General features: G+C 73.3%; 12 protein-coding genes. 4 read left to right on the forward strand and 8 right to left on the reverse strand.

Annotation, left to right across the window (positions count from 1 at the left end):
• Positions 1 to 277: 277 nt before the first annotated feature.
• Positions 278 to 844 (reverse strand): DJ-1/PfpI family protein, encoded by a 567-nt coding sequence (locus tag O7595_RS20470; protein WP_269730103.1) that lies wholly within the window; start codon positions 842 to 844, stop codon positions 278 to 280.
• A gap of 480 nt (positions 845 to 1,324) precedes the next feature.
• Between O7595_RS20470 and O7595_RS20475 the strand changes: the two genes are divergently transcribed.
• Positions 1,325 to 6,268, forward strand: a complete 4,944-nt coding sequence (locus O7595_RS20475) for an NAD-glutamate dehydrogenase (RefSeq protein ID WP_269730104.1) — start codon at positions 1,325 to 1,327, stop codon at positions 6,266 to 6,268.
• A gap of 17 nt (positions 6,269 to 6,285) precedes the next feature.
• On the forward strand, positions 6,286 to 6,582 hold the full coding sequence (locus O7595_RS20480; RefSeq protein WP_269730105.1) for a hypothetical protein: 297 nt from the start codon (positions 6,286 to 6,288) through the stop codon (positions 6,580 to 6,582).
• Here the strand turns inward: O7595_RS20480 and O7595_RS20485 are convergent.
• Both O7595_RS20485 and O7595_RS20490 read right to left on the reverse strand, forming a co-directional pair.
• Positions 6,566 to 7,384, reverse strand: a complete 819-nt coding sequence (locus O7595_RS20485) for an ABC transporter ATP-binding protein (RefSeq protein ID WP_443071850.1) — start codon at positions 7,382 to 7,384, stop codon at positions 6,566 to 6,568. The genes O7595_RS20480 and O7595_RS20485 overlap by 17 nt on opposite strands.
• Positions 7,385 to 7,391: 7 nt before the next feature.
• Positions 7,392 to 8,306 carry an ABC transporter permease gene (locus tag O7595_RS20490; RefSeq protein WP_443071676.1) on the reverse strand — a complete coding sequence of 305 codons (915 nt, stop codon included), beginning with the start codon at positions 8,304 to 8,306 and terminating at the stop codon, positions 7,392 to 7,394.
• A 150-nt stretch (positions 8,307 to 8,456) separates the two neighbouring features.
• On the opposite strand from O7595_RS20490, the gene O7595_RS20495 reads away from it, so the two are divergent.
• Entirely contained in the window at positions 8,457 to 9,062 is a 606-nt protein-coding gene (locus O7595_RS20495) for a TetR/AcrR family transcriptional regulator (RefSeq protein WP_269730106.1), read from the forward strand.
• Positions 9,063 to 9,587: 525 nt separating this feature from the next.
• Positions 9,588 to 11,306, forward strand: a complete 1,719-nt coding sequence (locus O7595_RS20500) for a glycosyltransferase (RefSeq protein ID WP_269730107.1) — start codon at positions 9,588 to 9,590, stop codon at positions 11,304 to 11,306.
• Positions 11,307 to 11,537: 231 nt separating this feature from the next.
• On the opposite strand, the gene O7595_RS20505 is transcribed toward O7595_RS20500, so the two are convergent.
• The 5 genes from O7595_RS20505 to O7595_RS20525 all read right to left on the reverse strand — a co-directional run bounded on the left by O7595_RS20505 (position 11,538) and on the right by O7595_RS20525 (position 20,392).
• Positions 11,538 to 12,518 carry a class I SAM-dependent methyltransferase gene (locus O7595_RS20505; protein WP_269730108.1) on the reverse strand — a complete coding sequence of 327 codons (981 nt, stop codon included), beginning with the start codon at positions 12,516 to 12,518 and terminating at the stop codon, positions 11,538 to 11,540.
• A 266-nt stretch (positions 12,519 to 12,784) separates the two neighbouring features.
• Positions 12,785 to 13,717, reverse strand: coding sequence for a carbohydrate ABC transporter permease (locus O7595_RS20510; protein WP_269730109.1), 933 nt, complete (start codon positions 13,715 to 13,717; stop codon positions 12,785 to 12,787).
• Positions 13,714 to 15,081 carry a carbohydrate ABC transporter permease gene (locus tag O7595_RS20515; protein ID WP_269730110.1) on the reverse strand — a complete coding sequence of 456 codons (1,368 nt, stop codon included), beginning with the start codon at positions 15,079 to 15,081 and terminating at the stop codon, positions 13,714 to 13,716. The genes O7595_RS20510 and O7595_RS20515 overlap by 4 nt, the downstream gene beginning before the upstream one ends.
• 7 nt (positions 15,082 to 15,088) lie before the next feature.
• Positions 15,089 to 16,471, reverse strand: coding sequence for an ABC transporter substrate-binding protein (locus O7595_RS20520; protein WP_269730111.1), 1,383 nt, complete (start codon positions 16,469 to 16,471; stop codon positions 15,089 to 15,091).
• Positions 16,472 to 16,672: 201 nt separating this feature from the next.
• Positions 16,673 to 20,392 (reverse strand): FHA domain-containing protein, encoded by a 3,720-nt coding sequence (locus tag O7595_RS20525; protein ID WP_269730112.1) that lies wholly within the window; start codon positions 20,390 to 20,392, stop codon positions 16,673 to 16,675.
• Between the last annotated feature and the right edge of the window lie 32 nt (positions 20,393 to 20,424).

Below are 20,424 nucleotides of genomic sequence, written 5' to 3' on the forward strand. Positions count from 1 at the left end.
TCCGGCCGTCCACGCGGCCGCCCCGTACGGCAACCGCACCGGCCCGTAGCGCGGTACCGCATGCGCCGCCGTCCGCGCACCGGCCCGTAGCGCGGTACCGCATGCGCCGCCGTCCGCGCACCGGCCCGTAGCGCGGTACCCCTTGCGCCGTCCCGCGCGCCGCCTCACGCACGCTCCCCGCCCGGAGCCCGCGTCCGCCCCGAGGCGGCACCACCGGGCAGCCGCGGGACCGGGGAGGTTCCGGCACCGTAACCACTGCCCGGTGCCGCGCCGGCCCTCAGCCCAGGGGTGCCTTCGCCCGCAGCACCTGGAGGAACTCGCGCATCCAGGCCGGGTGGTCGGGCCAGGCCCGGGAGGAGACCAGGGTGCCGTCCACGACCGCTTCGGTGTCCTGGAAGGAGGCGCCGGCGGCCTGCATGTCGAGTTCCAGTGCCGGGTAGGCCGTCACCCTGCGGCCCGTGAGGCTGCCCGTGGCCGCCGTCAGCAGCGGGCCGTGGCAGATCTGCGCCACGGGCTTGTCCGCGTCGAAGAAGGACTTGAGGATCTTGCGGAGCTCCGGGTCGTTGCGGAGGTACTCGGGAGCCCGCCCGCCGGGAATGACGATCGCGGCGTAGTCTCCCGGGTCGACCTCCGAGAACGCCAGGTCGGCCGGCCAGGTGTAGCCCGGCTTCTCGGTGTACGTGTCGAAACCGGGTTCGAAGTCGTGGACGACGAACTGGAGCTTCTTGCGTGCCGGGGCCGCGACGTGGACCTCGTACCCCTCCTCGCGCAGTCGCTGGTACGGGTAGAGGACCTCCAGGGACTCGGCTGCGTCGCCGGTGACGATCAGGATCTTCACGCTCATGGCTCATGCTCCCTGTATGGATTTGTCGGCCTTGGGCCCTTCAAGGGTCAACCTGCCCCGCGCGCGGCAGTTTGCCAAGAGGCCGCGTGTCGCTGTCCAGAGTGTCAAACTTCCGGCCCCGCTTTTGTACACATACGGCTCATGACGGGTCGGGGGTGCGGGGCGATAGCCTTGGACGCGTGATCAGCGCGATACGCCGAGGGGGCAGCGAAGCCCCCTGGAGGCACCACCCAGCGGAAGCTGGGGGACCGCGCCCGGTGCGCCACAGCGGCCGGGTGCGAGCTGATCTTCCCCGCGGACCCGAGTTCGTTCGGGACCCGCGTGGTCATCTCCCGGGCCCGACGCCCACATCGGCCGATCACGGTCCGGACATCTCTCATCCCGGCACAGCGCCGACACCGAGCGGAGACCCCGCGTCGTGGCGTCGTGTCATCTTTTCCACCTACGTCACGCAACGGCGCGCGACAGGAGCCAGAGGACATGCAGACCAAGCTGGACGAAGCCAAGGCCGAGCTGCTCGAGAGGGCGGCCCGGGTAGCTGAGCACAGCCCGGGCGGGGGGCAACTTCCGACTGGGTCCGACAGCGGGGAGCGCCCTGACCGGGACCACATCCTCGCGTTCCTCCAGCGCTACTACCTGCACACCGCACCCGAGGACCTCACCGACCGCGACCCCGTCGACGTCTTCGGAGCAGCCGTCTCGCACTACCGCCTCGCGGAGAACCGTCCGCAGGGCACCGCCAACGTCCGGGTGCACACCCCGACCGTCGAGGAGAACGGCTGGACCTCCAGCCACTCGGTCGTCGAGGTCGTCACCGACGACATGCCCTTCCTCGTCGACTCGGTCACCAACGAGCTGTCCCGCCAGGGCCGCGGTATCCATGTGGTGATCCACCCGCAGATCGTGGTCCGCCGCGACGTCACCGGGAAGATGATCGAGGTCCTCAGCGGCGAGCCGACCGGCGCCGCACTGCCGCACGACGCCCTCGTCGAGTCCTGGATCCACGTCGAGATCGACCGGGAGACGGACCGGGCCGACCTGAAGCAGATCACCGCCGACCTGCTGCGCGTCCTGTCCGACGTCCGCGAGGCCGTCGAGGACTGGGAGAAGATGCGGGAGGCGGCGCTGCGGATCTCCGAGGAGCTGCCGCAGGAGCCCATTCCGGGCGATCTGCGCGAGGAGGAGGTCGACGAGGCCCGCGAACTGCTGCGCTGGCTCTCCGACGACCACTTCACGTTCCTCGGCTACCGCGAGTACAACCTGGTGGACGGCGACGCGCTGTCCGCCGTCCCGGGCACCGGCCTCGGCATCCTGCGCTCCGACCCGCACCACACCGGCGACGACGCCCACGGCCACCCCGTGAGTCCTTCGTTCAACCGGCTGCCCGCCGACGCCCGGGCCAAGGCCCGCGAGCACAAGCTGCTGATCCTGACCAAGGCCAACAGCCGGGCCACCGTGCACCGCCCCAGCTACCTCGACTACGTCGGCGTGAAGAAGTTCGACGCCGAGGGCAACGTCATCGGCGAGCGCCGCTTCCTCGGACTGTTCTCGTCGGCCGCGTACACCGAGTCCGTGCGCCGCGTCCCGGTCATCCGCCGCAAGGTGACCGAGGTCCTCGACGGCGCAGGCTTCTCCCCGCACAGCCACGACGGCCGCGACCTGCTGCAGATCCTGGAGACGTACCCGCGCGACGAGCTGTTCCAGACGCCCGTCGACGAGCTGCGCTCCATCGTGACCTCCGTCCTGTACCTGCAGGAGCGCCGCCGGCTGCGGCTCTACCTGCGCCAGGAGGAGTACGGCCGCTACTACTCGGCCCTGGTCTACCTGCCGCGCGACCGTTTCAACACCACCGTCCGCGAGCGGCTGACCGGGATCCTGAAGGAGGATCTCGGCGGCACCAGCGTCGACTTCACCCTCATGAGCACCGAGTCGGTGCTCACCCGGCTCCACTTCGTCGTCCGTGTCCCGTCCGGCACCGAGCTGACCCACCTCACCGACGTCGACAAGGAGCGACTGGAGGCCCGGCTGGCCGAGGCCGCCCGCTCCTGGGCCGACGGCTTCGCCGAGGCGCTCAACGCCGAACTGGGCGAGGAGCGCGCCGCCGAGCTGGCGCGCAAGTACGCCAGCGCCTTCCCCGAGGGCTACAAGGCCGACCACTCGCCGCGCGCCGCCGTCGCCGACCTCGTGCACCTGGAGCAGCTCACCCGGTCCGGCAAGGACTTCTCGCTGTCCCTCTACGAGCCGGTCGGGGCCGCGCCCGGGGAGCGTCGCTTCAAGATCTACCGCTTCGGCGAGCAGGTCTCGCTCTCGTCGGTGCTGCCGGTCCTCAACCGCCTCGGCGTCGAGGTCATCGACGAGCGCCCGTACGAGCTGCGCTGTGCGGACCGCACCCACGGCTGGGTCTACGACTTCGGTCTGCGGATGCCGACCGCGCCGGGCAACGGCGGGGAGTACCTGGGCGACGACGCCCGCGAGCGGTTCCAGGACGCGTTCTCGGCGGTGTGGACCGGTGCCGCCGAGAACGACACGTTCAACTCGCTGGTGCTGCGTGCCGGGCTCACCTGGCGCGAGGCGATGGTGCTGCGCGCATACGCCAAGTACCTGCGCCAGGCCGGGTCCACCTTCAGCCAGGACTACATGGAGGACACGCTCCTCAACAACGTCCACACCACGCGGCTGCTGATCAACCTGTTCGAGGCCCGGATGGCCCCGGACCGCCAGCGGGCCGGCACCGAGCTGACGGACGCCCTGCTGGAGGAGCTGGACGCCGCGCTGGACCAGGTCGCCTCGCTCGACGAGGACCGGATCCTGCGTTCCTTCCTCACCCTGATCAAGGCCACGCTGCGCACCAACTTCTTCCAGGAGGCGGGCGGCGGCACCTGGCACAGCTACGTGTCGATGAAGTTCGACCCGCAGGCCATTCCGGACCTGCCGGCGCCGCGCCCGGCGTACGAGATCTGGGTGTACTCACCGCGCGTCGAGGGCGTGCACCTGCGCTACGGGAAGGTCGCCCGCGGCGGTCTGCGCTGGTCCGACCGGCGTGAGGACTTCCGCACCGAGATCCTCGGCCTGGTCAAGGCGCAGATGGTGAAGAACACCGTCATCGTGCCGGTGGGCGCCAAGGGCGGCTTCGTCGCCAAGCAGCTCCCGGACCCGTCCGTGGACCGCGAGGCGTGGCTGGCGGAGGGCATCGCCTCCTACCGCACGTTCATCTCGGCGCTGCTCGACATCACCGACAACATGGTGGGCGGCGAGGTCGTGCCGCCGCCCGACGTGGTGCGCCACGACGGCGACGACACATATCTGGTCGTCGCGGCCGACAAGGGCACGGCGACGTTCTCCGACATCGCCAACGAGGTCGCGATCGCCTACAACTTCTGGCTCGGCGACGCCTTCGCCTCCGGTGGTTCGGCCGGTTACGACCACAAAGGCATGGGCATCACGGCCCGCGGTGCGTGGGAGTCGGTCAAGCGGCACTTCCGCGAGCTCGGGCACGACACCCAGACCGAGGACTTCACCGTGGTCGGCGTCGGCGACATGTCGGGTGACGTGTTCGGCAACGGCATGCTCCTCTCGGAGCACATCCGGCTGGTCGCGGCCTTCGACCACCGCCACATCTTCATCGACCCCGACCCGGACGCGGCCGTCTCGTACGCCGAGCGCCGCCGGCTGTTCGAGCTGCCCCGCTCCTCGTGGGCGGACTACGACACCGGGCTGCTGTCGCCGGGCGGCGGCATCCACCCCAGGACCGCCAAGTCGATCCCGGTCAACGCGCAGGTCCGCGAGGCCCTCGGTATCGAGCCCGGGGTCACGAAGCTGACGCCGGCCGAGCTGATGAAGGCGATCCTGCAGGCGCCGGTGGACCTGCTGTGGAACGGCGGCATCGGCACGTACGTCAAGGCGTCGGGCGAGTCCAACGCCGACGTCGGCGACAAGGCGAACGACGCCATCCGCGTCAACGGCGAGGACCTGCGGGTCAAGGTCGTCGGCGAGGGCGGCAACCTGGGCCTGACCCAGCTGGGCCGCATCGAGTTCGCACGCGGCGGCGGCCGGGTCAACACCGACGCCATCGACAACAGCGCCGGCGTGGACACCTCCGACCACGAGGTGAACATCAAGATCCTGCTCAACGGCCTCGTCGCCGAGGGCGACATGACCGTGAAGCAGCGCAACAAGCTGCTCGCCGAGATGACCGACGAGGTCGGCGGGCTGGTCCTGCGCAACAACTACGCGCAGAACGTGGCCCTGGCGAACGCCGTCGCCCAGTCGCCGAGCCTGCTCCACGCCCACCAGCGCTTCATGCGCCGGCTGGGCCGGGAGGGCGCGCTGGACCGGGCGCTGGAGTTCCTGCCGAACGACCGGCAGATCCGCGAGCTGCTCAACAACCGGCACGGCCTGTCGCAGCCCGAGCTCGCCGTCCTGCTCGCCTACACCAAGATCACGGTGGCGGAGGAGCTGATCGGCACCTCGCTGCCGGACGACCCGTATCTGCGGGGCCTGCTGCACGCGTACTTCCCCAAGCCGCTGCGGGAGCAGTTCCCCGAGGCGGTCGACGGCCACGCGCTGCGCCGCGAGATCGTCACGACGGTCCTGGTCAACGACACGGTGAACACGGGTGGTTCGACCTTCCTGCACCGGCTGCGCGAGGAGACCGGGGCGTCGGTCGAGGAGATCGTCCGGGCGCAGACCGCGGCCCGCGCGATCTTCGGCCTCGGAGAGGTGTGGGACGCCGTGGAGGCGCTGGACACCAAGGTCGCCGCCGACGTCCAGACCCGGATGCGACTGCACTCGCGCCGTCTCGTCGAGCGCGGCACCCGCTGGCTGCTCGGCAACCGGCCGCAGCCGCTGGAGCTGACGGAGACGATCGACTTCTTCGCGTCGCGCGTCGAGCAGGTCTGGGCCGAGCTGCCGAAGATGCTCAGCGGTGCCGACCTGGAGTGGTACGAGGGGCTGCTGGAGGAGTTCACGGCCGCCGGTGTCCCGGAGGAGCTGGCCACGCGGGTCGCCGGATTCTCCTCCGCCTTCCCGACGCTCGACATCGTGGCCATCGCGGACCGCACGGGCAAGGACCCGCTCGCCGTCGCCGAGGTCTACTACGACCTGGCCGACCGGCTGCGGATCACCGAGCTGATGGACCGGATCATCGAGCTGCCGCGGGCCGACCGCTGGCAGTCCATGGCCCGTGCCTCCATCCGCGAGGACCTGTACGCCGCGCACGCCGCGCTCACCGCGGACGTGCTCGCCGTGGGCAACGGGGCCTCGACGCCGGAGCAGCGCTTCAAGGCGTGGGAGGGGAAGAACGCGTCGATCCTGGGCCGTGCCCGGATGACGCTGGAGGAGATCCAGGGATCGGACACCTTCGACCTGGCGAACCTCTCGGTCGCCATGCGCACGATGCGGCAGCTGCTTCGCACGCCGAGCTGACCGGCTTCGCCGAACGGGTGAAGGGGGCGTCCACCGTCGTGGTGGGCGCCCTCGTCCACGTCACACCGTGGCCGTCCACGGCCTGCGGCGGAGAGCTCCGCGGCGGCGAGGAGCAGGACGTTGCCGGCGAGGACGATCCCGCTGCCGACCGGGGTGACGTCGACGACGTCCTGGTACGGCACCGGGTACGCGAGCGTGCTCGGCGCGGTCGCCGGCAGCAGCAGGAGCGCGACGGGCCGCTGGCCGGTGTGCCGGGAGGCGAGGCAGACCGCGGCCGGGCCGAGCCGGGACTCCTCGCTACTTCTTCCTGGTGAAGGCCTCGTACGCCGCGACGACCTCCTTCGCCGGGCCGTCCATCCGCAACGTCCCGGACTCCAGCCACAGCGCCCGGTCGCAGGTGGTGGTGATCGCGGAGTTGCTGTGGCTGACGAGGAACACCGTGCCGGCCTCCTCGCGCAGCTCGTCGATCCGCTCTCGGCTCCGTCGCTGGAATCCGGCGTCGCCCGTGGCCAGCGCCTCGTCGATCAGCAGTACGTCATGGCTCTTGGCGGCGGCGATGGAGAAGCGCAGCCGGGCGCCCATGCCGGAGGAGTACGTCCGCATCGGCAGCGAGATGAAGTCGCCCTTGTCGTTGATCCCCGAGAAGTCCACGATCTCGTCGTAGCGGGCGTGGACCTCGTCGCGCGTCATGCCCATCGCGAGGCCGCCGAGGACGACGTTGCGCTCACCGGTCAGATCGCCCATCAGGGCCGCGTTGACCCCGAGCAGCGACGGCTGGCCATGGGTGTAGATCCGGCCCCGGGCCGTGGGCAGCAGACCGGCGATCGCCTTGAGCAGGGTGGACTTGCCCGAGCCGTTGGAGCCGATCAGCCCGATCGCCTCGCCCTGGTAGGCGGCGAAGCTGACGCCCTTGACGGCGTGGACCTCACGGCCGCCGTCCCGGCGGGGGCGGCGGGAGAGGATGCGGCTCAGCGCGGCGGTGGCGGCACCGCGGCCGGTCCTCGCGCCGTTGACCCCGTACGTGATGTGGACGTCGTCCACGACGACGGTCGGGGTTCTGCCGGCCCCGGTACCCCCGGCCGGGGTGGTGTCCGCCGGTCCCGCCGGGCGGTCGATCGCTGCCTCAGCCACGGCCGTACTGCTCCTCCGCTTTCCAGAAGTACACGAAGCCGCCCACTCCGAGGAGCACGGCCCAGCCGAGGGCGAGTGCCCAGACGTGCGGCGGCAACTGGGCCTTGGTGTAGCTGTCGATGAGCGCGAAGCGCACGAGGTCGATGTAGACGGCCACGGGGTTGCACCGCAGGGCCAGGACCACCGCCCCGGGCAACTCCATGTGCTTGAGGACGATCGGAATGCTCCACATCACGCCGGACACGTACATCCAGGTGCGCAACAGGAACGGCATCAACTGGGCGATGTCCGGGGTGCGGGCGGCGAGGCGGGCGACGACCATCGCGATACCGGTGCTGAAGACGGCCTGGAGCGCGAGGGCGGGCACGGCCAGCAGCCAGGAGAACGTCGGGAACTCGCCGAAGCACATCAGGATCACGGCCAGGGCGCCCATGGAGAACATCAGCTGCTGGAGCTGTTGCAGGGCGAGCCCGATGGGGAGTGCGGCGCGGGGGAAGTGCAGGGCCCGGACGATGCCGATGTTGCCGGAGATCGCGCGGGTGCCGGCGGTGACGGAGTTGGCCGTGAAGGTCCAGATGAACACGCCCGTCACCAGGAACGGCACGAAGTCCGGGACGTGCTTCGCGGTGTCCATGAGGACGCCGAAGACGAAGTAGTAGACGGTCGCGTTGAGCAGCGGGGTCATCAGCTGCCAGACCTGGCCGAGTCGCGCCTGGCTGTACTGGGCGGTGAGCCGCGCGGTGGCGAAGGCGGTGATGAAGTGTCGCCGGGACCAGAGCTGCGCGATGTACCTGCCGAGCGGCGGCCGGGCGCCGCTCACGGTCAGCCCGTGCCGGGCGGCGAGTTCGCCGAGGGTGGGGGATTCCGCCGGTGGCGCCTGCGGCGGGGTGATCGTCTGGCTGCTCACGCTGGTCACTCGCTCGCTTTCGCCGGGGTCGGAGGCAGGGCACGGCCGAAACGTCAGCGTTGGGACGGACCCGTATCGTCGCTACGGGCGAGACTAGGACGATCGACGTCGCAACGCAACCGTCTCGTCGTCACGGGTATGCTCCTGGGCATGACCACGGACCCCCGCACCCGACGTGCCCCCGCGGGAGCCGCAGTGCTCCGGGAGGACGTGACCGAGGCGATCCGCGCCGCCGTCTTCGAGGAACTGGCCACGGTCGGCTTCGCCCGGATGTCGATCGAGGGCATCGCCCGCCGGGCGGGCGTCGGCAAGACCGCCGTCTACCGGCGCTGGAAGTCCAAGCTCTCCCTCGTCCTCGACCTGGTCTCGGCCTTCGCCGCGCAGGGCCTCCCCGCCCCGGCCACCGGCTCGCTGTACGGGGACGTCCGCGCCCTGCTCGAGGTGGCCTCGCACGCGCTGCGCCACCCCGTCGCCTCCCAGGTCATCCCCGACCTGCTGGTCGAGGCGGCCCGCAACCCGGAGATCGCCGACACCATCAGGGCCGCCCTGTTCGACGGGCGGCAGGGCGTCGCCGCGGTCGTCGTCCGGGACGCGGTGGCCAGGGGCGAGCTCCCGGAGACGGCCGACACCGACCGCGCCTTGGACCTGATCCTCGGCCCGCTGTACTGGCGGCTCGTGGTCGTGCGCGGCGATCTGCCCGAGGGGTACCTGGACGATCTGGCCGCATCGGTGGTCGCGGCTCTCACCCGCGACTGACGCGCGGGGGCGGGTTCGGCGCCCGAGGAGTCGGCCGGGTCCGGCGTATCGGGTACGGCCGGCCGCTGTGGCCGGTCCGGCGCACCGGTGGTGTGTACGCCGCCCGACGGAACGTCCGGCCGCCCGGGGGTCCGTTCCCCGCGCCCGCCGTACCCCGTCCCCGCGCCGTGCCCCGCGTGGCGGGTAGGGCGTCCATCACGAGCGGCCGTGCGCTGATGTCTCCTCCGGCCTGCACGCCGCCCGAGCGCGTCCGGCCGCCGGGGGTCCGTTCGGCGCGCCGTCCTCCGCGTGGCGGGTACGGTGCCTATCACGAGCGGCCGTGCGCTGATGTCTCCTCCTGCCTGCACGCCGCCCGAGCGCGTCCGGCTCGGCGCCTGCGGGGAGCTCGCGTACCTCACCCCGCCGCGCGCCGGAGCACGCGCTCCACCGGGTGGGTGATCGACCCCGCGACGCGTAGCCCCCGCCGGGAGAGGGTCGTTGCTGTGGCGGCGGGCGCGGAGTGCCCGCGGGTGTGGAGGACGCGCCATGAGCTCATCGAGCAACGCAGGCATCCCGGCCGTTCCCGAGGACCCGGACGGTAGGGATGCACCCGAGGTCACCGTCGTCGTCGCGGTCCGGGAGGAAGGCCGTCGGGGTATCGGCCGGTGTCTGGATTCCCTCGCGGGCCAGACCATCGGTGCGACCCGGATCGAGGTACTGGTCGCGGACGGGGCCGAGCGCCCCCCGGACGGTGGGGCACCGCCGTCGCAGGGTGAGCACCCGTTGCCGGCGGGCGGTGTGCACCGGTTGCCGGCGGCGCAGCCGCTGCCGGACGCACCTGCGGCTCCGCCCTCGTCGTGGCCGCCCTCGTCATGGCCGTCGGCGTCGCCGTACGACGTAGGACCGACGTCGTCGAGCGGTCGGCTCCGGGCACCCTCCGATGCCACCCGGTCCCGGTTGCGGACGGAACCCCTCACCGTCGAGCGCACCGGCACCCTCAATCAGGCCCTGGCACGCGCACGCGGGCGCTATCTGTTCTTCCTCGACGCGGGCGACCTCCTCGGCCGGGAAGCCCTCTCCCGGCTGGTCGACGCGGCGGACCGCCACCGATCCGACGTCGTCTGCGCCAGGACCGCGGCCTCGGGCGCGGGCGTGTTCGCCCGTACCCGTCACCGCGTCCCCCTCGACGAGCCCGGGCTGCCGTGGGAGCTGTCCGCCGCCAAGTTGTTCCGCCGCGAGCCGCTGCTGCGCCACGGGCTGCGGTTCGCCGAGGACGTGCCGGCCGGTCTGGCCGAGCAGGCCTTCACCCTCGAAGCGCTCTTCCGGTCGCGCGGTGTCGCCGTGCTGGCCGACTACGACTTCCGCTTCGCCGGTCTCCCGGGTCCGCGCCCCGGTCGCCGCCCCGGCCCCGAGGGACGCCATTCCCGGGCGGCTCTGACCGCCGCCGCCGGGGAGCCGGGCGGCCTGGAGGACCTGCTGCGCGGGACCGCCGCGGCGATGGCCGTCACGGCGCGCTTCACCGGGCCCGGGCCCCTCGGCGAAGGCTTCCACCTGCGGCACTTCGCCCACGAGGGCGACGTGCTGACCGGTCCCGCCTTTCTCAGGGCGCCGGAACCGGTGCGCCGCCGGGTGTTCGCCGGGGTCCGCAGGCTGGTCGCCGACCATCTCGGGGACGCCGTACTGGCCGGACTGCGGCCGGGGCTCAGGCTACGGCTCTCGTACGTGCGCGCCGGTGACGAGGCCGGGCTGGTCTCGGTGCTCCGCTACGAGGCCTCGCACGGCGTACCACCCCTGCGCACCGACCTCGTCTCCGCGGACTGGCGGCGCGCCGGCACCGCCCGTCACACGCTCGTCGTCACCGCCCGTACCCCGCTGCCGCACCTCGGGGCCCTCGGCGTGCGCCCGGTCCGGCTCACCGGCAGCCCGGATGCCGGCCGCGTCCTGCTGCGGCCGGCATCCGACGGAGCCGGTACGGAGATCGAGGTGCGGATCCCCGCCGAGGCATTCCCCCCGGGCCGCACCCGGATCGGGCTGAGCACGGTGCTGCCGGGGACCGGGCACACGGCCGCCGTGGCACCCGGCACCGTGGCCCGGCAGGTCCACGGTCTGCGGGGGATGCGTCCGTACCGGCTGGATGTGTGCCCCGACGGCGCCGACGGACTCGTGGTCGCCGTGGCCCCCGTCGGGCCGCGCCGCGCCGGGCGCTCCCGGGAGTCGCCCTTCCGCCTCGTCGGCCGCTCTCCCGGGCCCGCGCGGTACTCCTGACGCCTCAGGGCGCGGTCGCTCCGCCGTGCCCGCCGTTCCCGTTCGGACGCCTGGACGCCTGGACGCCTGGACGCCTGGACGCCTGGACGCCTGGACGCCTGGACGCCTGGATGCCTGGACGTCCGGGCGCCCGGACACCCAGGAGCGCTCCGTGGACTCGCGGGAGGCGGCGCGGTCGCTCGCTCGGGCCGTCCGGCGCCGGCCGCGGCACGCCCCTGCCCCCGTCCCCGGCTACCCGCTTCGGCGGAGGGTCCGCACCAGCGCGCGGGTCAGCAGCGGGGGCAGCAGGTCGCGGACGAGCCTGCGGACGCGCGACGGTCCGGTCCGGGGGCGTGGCGAGGCGGGAGCCGGGCTCGCAGCCGGTGCGGGCGCCGACCGGTCGGCCCCCGCAGCGTCGGTGACCGACTCCGCCCGGTGGCGCGAGCGCGGATGCTCCGGGGCCTCGGCCCTGCGGCCGTCGATGCGGACCAGCGGAGCGCTGGCGACCTCCTCGACCCCGTGCCAGAGGTCCGTACGGGTCTCCAGCCAGCCGAGCAGTTCCGCGCGTACCTGACCGGGGTCTCCCCAGGTGCCGTACAGCTTGGTCCCGGTGATGCACAGCGGTGTGAGCCCGGCGGTCGCCACCGCACCCCAGACGGCGGCGGCGACCCCGGGGCAGTGCTCGGCCCGGAAGTCGTCGAAGACGACGACGCCCTCGGAGGTGAGGAGCCGTTCGGCGGCCAGGATGTCGCCGTGGACGTGCTCGTACAGGTGTGAGGCGTCGATGTGGACGAAGCGGCAGCTGGCGGCGCGGACCCGGGAGGTGATCACCGAGGTCGGTGCCTGGACGAGGTGCGGCAGCTCGTCGTGGAAGGACAGGTAGTTGGCCTCGAAGGCGCGACGGGTGAGCGTGGCGTACGAGCGGTCCATCTCGGCGCTGTTGGACGCGTCCGGCGCCGGCGAGTCCCAGAGGTCGCAGACCGTGAACTCCTCGCCGGGCCGCAGGTACGAGCCCATGAAGATCGCGCTCTTGCCCAGGTAGGCCCCGAGCTCCAGCAGATCGCCCGCGTGCCCGCGGTCCCGCTGATGGCTCAGGAACCAGTCGAACAGCAGCTGGTCGACCGGCCGGAACCACCCCTTCACATCGTCGAGCCGGGCCGGCCGGGGCAGTTCGTCCCCGGTGGGCGTCGTGGACCGGTCGGGGAACTGCACCTGTGCGCTCGTCTGGGACATGAACGTCTTCTCTCTCGGAACGACGAAGGCTGCCACCCCGGTCCTAGTGCCCGAAGGTGTCGGGGCGTTGGCCGGCAGATGTGGGGCGGGTGGGGCGCGGATGTGGTGCGGGCGGCTCGCGCACCAGCCCGCACACCCGGCCGATACGGCGACCGTGCGTGCGGGCCCGTGGCGGCGGATCCCGTTGTGCACCGTTCCGTGCCACCCGGTGCCACCGGTGCCACCGGTGCCACCGGTGCGGTGCAGTGCGGTGCAGTGCCGTGCGGTCACTTCACCGCGCCCGCCATCACCCCCGAGACGAACTGGCGCTGGAAGGCGAAGAACACCGCGAGTGGAATGAGCATCGACACGAACGCCCCCGGTGCCAGGACGTCGATGTTGTTGCCGAACTGGCGTACCTGCTGCTGGAGCGCCACCGTGATCGGCGGCGACTCGGAGTCGGCGAAGATCAGCGCGACCAGCATGTCGTTCCACACCCAGAGGAACTGGAAGATGCCCAGTGACGCGATGGCCGGCCCGCCGAGCGGTAGGACGACCCGGGTGAACAGCCGGATCTCGCCGGCACCGTCCAGCCGCGCCGCCTCCAGCAGTTCCCTGGGGATCTCGGCGAAGAAGTTCCTCAGCAGGAAGATCGCGAACGGGAGTCCGAAGGCTACGTGGAAGAGCACCACACCCGTCGTCGTCTCGAAGATGCCGATCGTGCCGAACAGCTTCGACACGGGCACGAGCGCCACCTGCACGGGGACGACGAGGAGCCCGACCACGGCGAGGAACCACCAGTCGCGGCCCGGGAAGTCCATCCAGGCGAACGCGTACCCGGCGAGTGACCCGATCACCACCACCAGCACCGTCGCGGGCACGGTGATCGTGATCGTGGAGAGCAGCGAGTCGGTGATCGTCTCGTTCCGCAGCAGCCGCGCGTAGTTCTCGGTGGTCAGTTGCGCCGGCTCCGTGAACACCTCCCACCAGCCGCTCGCGCTGATGTCGGCGGGCGAACGCAACGAGGAGAGCAGCAGTCCCACGGTCGGGAGCAGCCAGAACAGACCCACCAGGACCAGGACGACCCGCAGCACCCCGCCGCCCGTGCGGGCCGCGATGCGGGAGGCGAGCGACGGCCCGGCCCGGACGGGGCCGGTAGGGGCGGCGGGGCCCGCGGAGGGACCGGCGGTTGCGGAGGTGCCCGCGCTGTCGGTGCTCATCGGCGCGACTCCCTTCGGATCCGGCGGATGTTGAAGGCCATCACCGGGATCACCAGCAGCAGGAGCAGTACGGCGATGGCGCTGCCGACGCCCAGGTGCGCGTCCGTGCCGAACGACGAGCGGTACAGCTGGAGCGCCAGTACGTTGGCGTCGTCCTGTGCCGAGCCTGGCGCGATGATGAACACCAGGTCGAAGATCTTCAACACGTTGATCATCAGGGTGACCAGGACGACGGCCAGGACCGGTGCGAGCAGCGGGACGGTCACCCGCCGGAAGACCTGCCACTCGTTGGCACCGTCCACCCGTGCCGCCTCCAGGAGTTCGCGCGGCACCGCCGCCAGCCCCGCGGCGATCAGCACCATGGCGAAGCCAGCCCACATCCAGAGGTAGCTGCCGATGATGGCCGGGGTGACGAGGGAGGGGCCCAGCCAGTCCACGCCGTCGTACGGCTCCCGGAAGTTGCTCCCGGGCAGCCGGAGGACCGCGCCGTCAGCCTCCTTCGGCAGCGAGAACGTACCGTCGGCCGCCGCGTTGGCCGTGGCGACGACCCTGCCGTGCTTGACCGCCTCGATCGCGATGCCCTTCAGGCCCGGTTCCCCGGCGTCGACGGCGTTCACCGTGCCGCCGCCGCCCCGGGTGAAGTCGAGCCAGGCGGTGCCGGTGATCCGGCCGTCGGCCGCGGCCGGTGCCGTCCTCGCGGGCCGGGCGTCGGACGGCAGCCTGTCGGCCGGGACGCCGACCAGCGGCAGCCGCACCGGACTGCCCGCGCGGACCGGCTGCTCGGTGACGAACGCCCCGCCCCCGGCGGGCCTCAGCGGATGGCCGGGTCTCGGGCGGGCCTTGGGGAAGCTCGCCGACTCGGAGAAGGTGTCGTGCACGCCCACCCACACCGCGTTGGCGACACCGCGCTCCGGGTCCTGCTCGTACACCAGCCGGAAGATGATGCCCGCGGCGAGCATCGAGATCGCCATCGGCATGAAGACGACCAGTTTGAACGCCGTGCCCCAGCGGACCCGTTCGGTCAGCACCGCGAACATCAGACCGAGGGCCGTCGCCACGGTCGGCGCCACGACCACCCAGATCGCGTTGTTCTTGACGGCGGTGAGGATGGTGTCGTCGGTGAAGATCTCGACGTAGTTGCCGAGACCGGCGAAGCCGCCGCCGGACCGGTCGAAGAAGGACCGGTACACCGAGTACCCGATCGGGTAGACCACGAGCGCGCCGAGCAGCACCAGCGCGGGCAGCAGGAAGCCGGCCGCGACGAGACCCCTGGTGCCGGTCACGCTCCTGCGCACGCCGCCCCCGGCGGCGGAGGGCGCGGCGGAGCCCTCCGCCTCGCCGGCGGACGTCTCGGGGGACGTCATCGCGGCGTCAGTTCCCGTACGCCTTGGCGGCGTCGGCCTCAAGCCGCGCCTGCGTGCCGGTGACGTCCTTGGGGTTCTTCAGGAAGTCCTGGAGAGCCTTCCACTCGCCCTTGCCGGGCGTTCCGCCGAAGGACTGCGGCATCTGGTCCGACATGTCGAAACGGAAGTCGTCGCCCGCGGCGATGAGCGCCTTGGCGATGTCCCGCTGCACGTCGTTCGGGTACGCCGCCACGTCCAGGGACTTGTTCGGCGAGATGAAGCCGCCGGACCCGGCCCAGATCCTCGCCGCGTCGGGTGAGGCGAGGAACGTCAGCAGCGCCTGGGCGCCCTCGGTGTCCTTCAGCGCCACCGCCGCGTCCCCGCCCGTCACCACCGGGGCCCGGTCGCCGACCGCCGGGAACGGGAACACCTTGGCGTCCGTACCGATCTTCGCGTCGGTCTGCGCGATGTTGACGGTCACGAAGTCACCCTCGAAGACCATCGCGCCCTTGGGCTGGTCGCCGCCGGTGAAGGTCTGGGTGACCGACTTGGGGAACTCCGTCTGCAGCGCGCCGCTCGCCCCGCCCGCGATCAGCTCCGGCTTGCCGAACAGCTGGCCGAGGGTCGTCAGTGCCCGAGCGACGGACGGGTCGGTCCACTTGATCTCGTGCCTGGCCAGCTGGTCGTACTTCTCCGGTCCGGCCTGGGAGAGATAGACGTTCTCGAACCAGTCGGTGAGCGTCCAGCCGTCCGCACCGCCCACCGAGACCGGGGTGACGCCGGACGCGTAGATCGTCTCGGCTGTCTTCAGGAAGTCCTTCCAGGTCTTCGGCACGGAGGCGCCCGCGTTCTCGAAGACCGCGTTGTTGTACCAGACCAGCGACTTGTTGGCGGCCTTGAAGTACACGCCGTACGGAGTGCCGTCCACGGAACCGAGGTCCTGCCAGCCCTTGGCGTAGTTCCTGGCCAGCTCGGCCTTGGCCGCCGGGCCCAGGGGCTTGGCCCACTTCTGGTCCACGGCCTGCTTGACGGCGCCGACCTGGGGCAGCATCGCGACGTCCGGCGGGCTGCCACCGGCGATCTTCGTACCGAGGAAGTTCACGATCGGGTCCTGCGCGGGCACGAAGGTGACCGTCGCCCCGGTGCGTTTCTCGAACTCGTCGAGGACTTTCCTGAAGTTCTCCTGCTCCGGCCCCGTCCAGACCGCCGCCACCTCGATCTTCTGGCCGTCCAGCCTCGGCAGCTCGACGGTCGCCGAGGACTCGGAGCCCGGGGTCGCGTCCGCGCCTCCGTCGCCGTCCGCGCCGCCACCGCCGCAACCGGCCAGGGTGAGCGCGCCCAGTGCGGCCAGGGCCACCACGGCGGAGCTGCGAGTCGTCCGAGCCGTACGAGCTGTGCGAGTTGTGCGCATCACTGCCCCGTCTCTCCCGCGCCTGCGAAGGGGCGCAGCTGTGACGCAGGCCACGCCCGATCCGTCCGTGCGCTCAGGTCTACGCCCGGGGGAGGGGTGAGGCAATACCGCCTCCGCCGTCAACTGGGTGATCGTGATGGGCTCGTGACGTGCTGTCAGGGCTCCTGTGAGGCCCGTGCCCCGCCCGCCGCGGTTCCGGTGTCAGGGGCGGGCGGGTGTCAGCGGCGGGACCGGGGAGGCTTCGACGGAGCGGGCCGCACGGTCCAGGGCGCTGGCGAGCAGGGCCAGGTCCGTGGGCCCGTTGCCCAGTTCGCGCACGGGCCTGCGGGCCGGCGGGTCGCCCATCCGCTCCCAGGCCAGCTCCACGACCGTGGGCCGCAGGGTCGCCGTCCGCGGGATACGGCCCGTCACACGACCGCTCTGGAACGGCGTCACCCCTCCGTCCGGGTGTCCGAGCCTGCCGCGCCCGGGTGCGGGGTCCTCCGGGCCGGGCGCCGCGGGCGGCGTGTCCAGCACCACCCTCAGCCGGGTGCTGCGGGCGAGCTCCGTGTCCGCCGTGCGGTCGGGGCGGGCGGACGTCGCGACCAGATGGACGCCGAGGTGCTGCCCGTCGCGGGCCACCGCTTCCAGCGCCCTGACGACGGAGCCCGCCGCGGGGCGGCCAGGACTGCCGAGAGCGGGGGCGACGAGGGCGTCGTAGTCGTCGACGAGGACGACGAGGCGGGGCAGCGGCCGGGGCGCCCCCGTGCCCGGGGCGTCCGTCCTCGCCCGGCCGCCGGCCGGGCGGAGTCTGAGCGTGCCGCTGGGCGGCGGGTCCAGATCGCCGTGCGCGTCGGCCCCGGGCCCGGACCGGCTCTCCGGGCGGGACTCCGCGGCGCTGGGCGGGCGCTGGCCGACCAGCCGCTCGGAGACCTCGTGGCGCGTGTGCCACTCCTCGAACGCCTCCCGGCCCAGCAGCTCCGCCCGACGCTTGAGCTCCGCGCCGAGCGCCTGGGCGAACTCACGCATCCGCAGGGGGTCGGAGGCGACCAGGTGCTCGGTGACGTGGGGGAGGTCGGTCAGAGCCGCCAGGCCCTCACCGCGCTCGCCTCCCGCGCCGTCCACGAGCAGCAGCCCGAGCCGGTCCGGACGGCCGCCGGCCGCCAGCGAGGCCGCGATCGCGCGGAGCAGTTCCGTACGGCCGCTGCCCGCGGGGCCCTCGATGATCAGGTGCGGGTCCTCCGAGGTGAGGTCGACGGCGACCGGTCCCCCGGGGCCGGCGCCCAGCACGGCCGTACCGGGAGTGGCCGACGCCCAGCGGGCCATCAGCGACGCCGGGGTGGCCCGGGCCAGGCCCAGCTCGTCCAGCAGCCGCGCCGACTGCGGCAGCGGGGCCGCCACCGCCCGGCCGTGCGCCGGGGCCTCCCCCTCGGCCAGCAGCGGCGCCAGGGCACGGCCGAACCGCTCGGCCCATGCCGCCGAGACCGCGTCCACCGTCGCGACCGTGCCGTGGCCCGCGGGATGCCCCCCGGCCGTACGCAGCAGCCGCAGCGCCGTCGCCACATCGCCGCTGAGCAGTCCGACGGCGCCGCACTCCCGGAAGGCCGGCGACGCGGCGCAGGCCTCCTCGTACGTCGCCGCCACCGGGGACAGCGGGGAGGCGGGCGGGGTCTCGGCGAGGCAGACGAGATGGATGCCGGCGGCCGGGCCGCCCCCGGCGAGGCGTGCCGTGGTCTCACGCAGTGCGGCGGAACCGGGGTCGCCGTCGAGCACGACGAGGGTGCGCGGTCCCGTGTGGCGGGTCGCCGCCCGCTCGACCGCCCTGCGGTCCGCGCTCGGCCAGCCGGGACCGAGCGGCCCGCCGTCCAGCCGCCGGGTCAGCTCGGCGGTCCTGGCGTTGGCCTGGTCGCGGTCGTAGGCGAGGAGCAGTCGGCAGTCCTGGCCGTGGCCCGGCCGCAGATGCGGCAGCCAGCCGAGCCAGCCCCACGCCTTTCTGCGCTCCTCCAGCGGTCTGGCGCGGTCGGTGCTGATCAGCACGATCTCCAGCTCGGCGGGCGAGTGGAGGGCGGCGGCCTGGGCGACGACGGAACGGGCGAGCCCCATGAGCCGGGCCCGCGGCCCGGCGAGCCCCAGGGATCCCGCCTCGCGCAGGCCGACGGTGACGGGCACGGCGGGGGTGTCCGCGCGGTCGGCGGTGCCGAGGCGGACGACGAGGGTCTCGGGGTGGCCCGCGTCGCGCTCCCACAGGCGCGGTCCCGGGCCGAGGGCGGTCAGCAGCACGGCGGCGGGATCGGGCCAGATCTCGGCGGTGGGCTCCGCGGCGGGGGACGGGCTCCCGCCACCGCCCGCCTCCCGGGAACCGGGCTCGTCCCGGGCTCCGGCGAGCCGTCGGGCCCAGGCGCCTATCCCGCGTCTGCGCCGCCCGCCGCGCTCGGCGTCCCGGCCCTCGGTGCGGCCCCCGGTGGTCCCGAGGCCGTCCGCGACTCCCGTGCCGTGGGTGGTGGCGCCGTCGGCGGCGGGGGGCCGGCCGGAGGCGTCCTCCGCGCCGTACGGGGCCCGGCCGCGGGGAGCGTCCGTGTGCCGGGGGTCGTGCGTCGGGTCCGTGCCGGGTGCCGTGCGGTGTGCGGGGTCTGTCGCGGCGGTGCCCCGGGTGTCTGTGGGGTGTCCGTCGTGTCCCGTCGGGTCAGCGCCGTGCGGGTCCGGGCCGAACCCGTCCTCCGCGCCGTACGGGGCCCGGCCGCCGACGCCGAAGCCGCCGCTCCCGGCATCGGCCCCGTCGTCCGTGGCCGGACGCCCGCCGTACGGGGAAGTGCCGGCGCGCCCGGGGCCGCGGGCGCCTGCGCCGTCGGCGCCCGGGGCCGCGTGGCCCCGGGCTCCGGTACGGTCCCGCCCGGCGTCCCCGCTGTCCGGGCCGTCCGGACGGGTGACGCCGCTCGCGTACGCGGTGGGCGGGACGCCCGTGGGACGGCGTCCGCCCGGCGCGGTACCGCGCGGGTCCGGGATCGGTGGTCGCCCTCCGGCATCGCCGTGATCGCCCCTGACTCCGGCCGTGGATGCCGGCCCCCGCCCGTGGTCCGGGGCGTCGTCGTCCCGGAGGGAGGCCGGTGCCGAGGCCGTGCCGGGAGCCGCCGCCCGCTGCTCGCGTGCCCGGGCCCAGGACGGGACCCGGTCCGCACGGTCGGCGTCCGGGGCGGGACCCGGTACGGGGCGCCGCACCCGCAGGTGGCCCTCGCCGTCTGGTGCCGTGACGGGACGACGGACTTCGTGGGCCGGGGAGCCCGGGGCCGACGGGCCGGAACCGGAACCCGGGGAAGCCTGCGCCACGGAACCCGTGGAGGCCCGCGCGGCCGCCAGCCGGAGCGTGGACTCGCCGATGCGCAGCAGTGCCCCGGGCCCCAGCCGGACCGGCCGCCGTCCGACCTCCGTGCCGTCCAGCGTCGTGCCGTTCGTGGAGCCGAGGTCCGCGACCGTGACGCCGCCGTCCTCCGTGACCGTGACCTCGCAGTGCAACCGCGAGACGTCCGGGTCGTCCAGCGGTACGTCCGCCTCCGCGGCGCGCCCGATCCGGATGCGCCCCTCGTGCAGCAGATGGACCCCGCCCGCGTCCGGCCCCGCGATCACATGGAGCTGCGTCCGCGCCGCCGCGCCCTCGTGGTCGGCCGCCTCGTCCTCGGCGGGCGCCTGGAGGGACAGCACCGCCCCGTCGACGAGCGGCGGCTCGCCGAGTGCGCACCGCTGGGCGTCGAGGCGTTCCCGGCCCGCATAGAGCACGACCGTCCCGGACGACGGCGCCTCCGGCCCCGACACGGTCGCGGCCAGCGCCGAGGCGACCGCCGCCAGTGCCGTGCCCGCCGGGGCCGTGACGAGCACGTCGCACGCGCGCGCGCCGCCCTGCGAGGACTGGCCGCTGCGCGGCGCGAGGACGGTCAGCCGGATCTGCATCGCCGTCAGCGGTCCCTTCTGCGCGGGGTGCC

Source organism: Streptomyces sp. WMMC940, assembly GCF_027460265.1.
GTDB lineage: Bacteria > Actinomycetota > Actinomycetes > Streptomycetales > Streptomycetaceae > Streptomyces.

Excerpts from the sequence above, each read along its gene's own strand:
- O7595_RS20470 (WP_269730103.1), bottom strand. The coding sequence starts at position 844 with ATGAGCGTGAAGATCCTGATCGTCACCGGCGACGCAGCCGAGTCCCTG.
- O7595_RS20475 (WP_269730104.1), top strand. The coding sequence starts at position 1,325 with ATGCAGACCAAGCTGGACGAAGCCAAGGCCGAGCTGCTCGAGAGGGCG.
- O7595_RS20495 (WP_269730106.1), top strand. The coding sequence starts at position 8,457 with ATGACCACGGACCCCCGCACCCGACGTGCCCCCGCGGGAGCCGCAGTG.
- O7595_RS20500 (WP_269730107.1), top strand. The coding sequence starts at position 9,588 with ATGAGCTCATCGAGCAACGCAGGCATCCCGGCCGTTCCCGAGGACCCG.
- O7595_RS20505 (WP_269730108.1), bottom strand. The coding sequence starts at position 12,518 with ATGTCCCAGACGAGCGCACAGGTGCAGTTCCCCGACCGGTCCACGACG.
- O7595_RS20510 (WP_269730109.1), bottom strand. The coding sequence starts at position 13,717 with ATGAGCACCGACAGCGCGGGCACCTCCGCAACCGCCGGTCCCTCCGCG.
- O7595_RS20515 (WP_269730110.1), bottom strand. The coding sequence starts at position 15,081 with ATGACGTCCCCCGAGACGTCCGCCGGCGAGGCGGAGGGCTCCGCCGCG.
- O7595_RS20520 (WP_269730111.1), bottom strand. The coding sequence starts at position 16,471 with ATGCGCACAACTCGCACAGCTCGTACGGCTCGGACGACTCGCAGCTCC.
- O7595_RS20525 (WP_269730112.1), bottom strand. The coding sequence starts at position 20,392 with ATGCAGATCCGGCTGACCGTCCTCGCGCCGCGCAGCGGCCAGTCCTCG.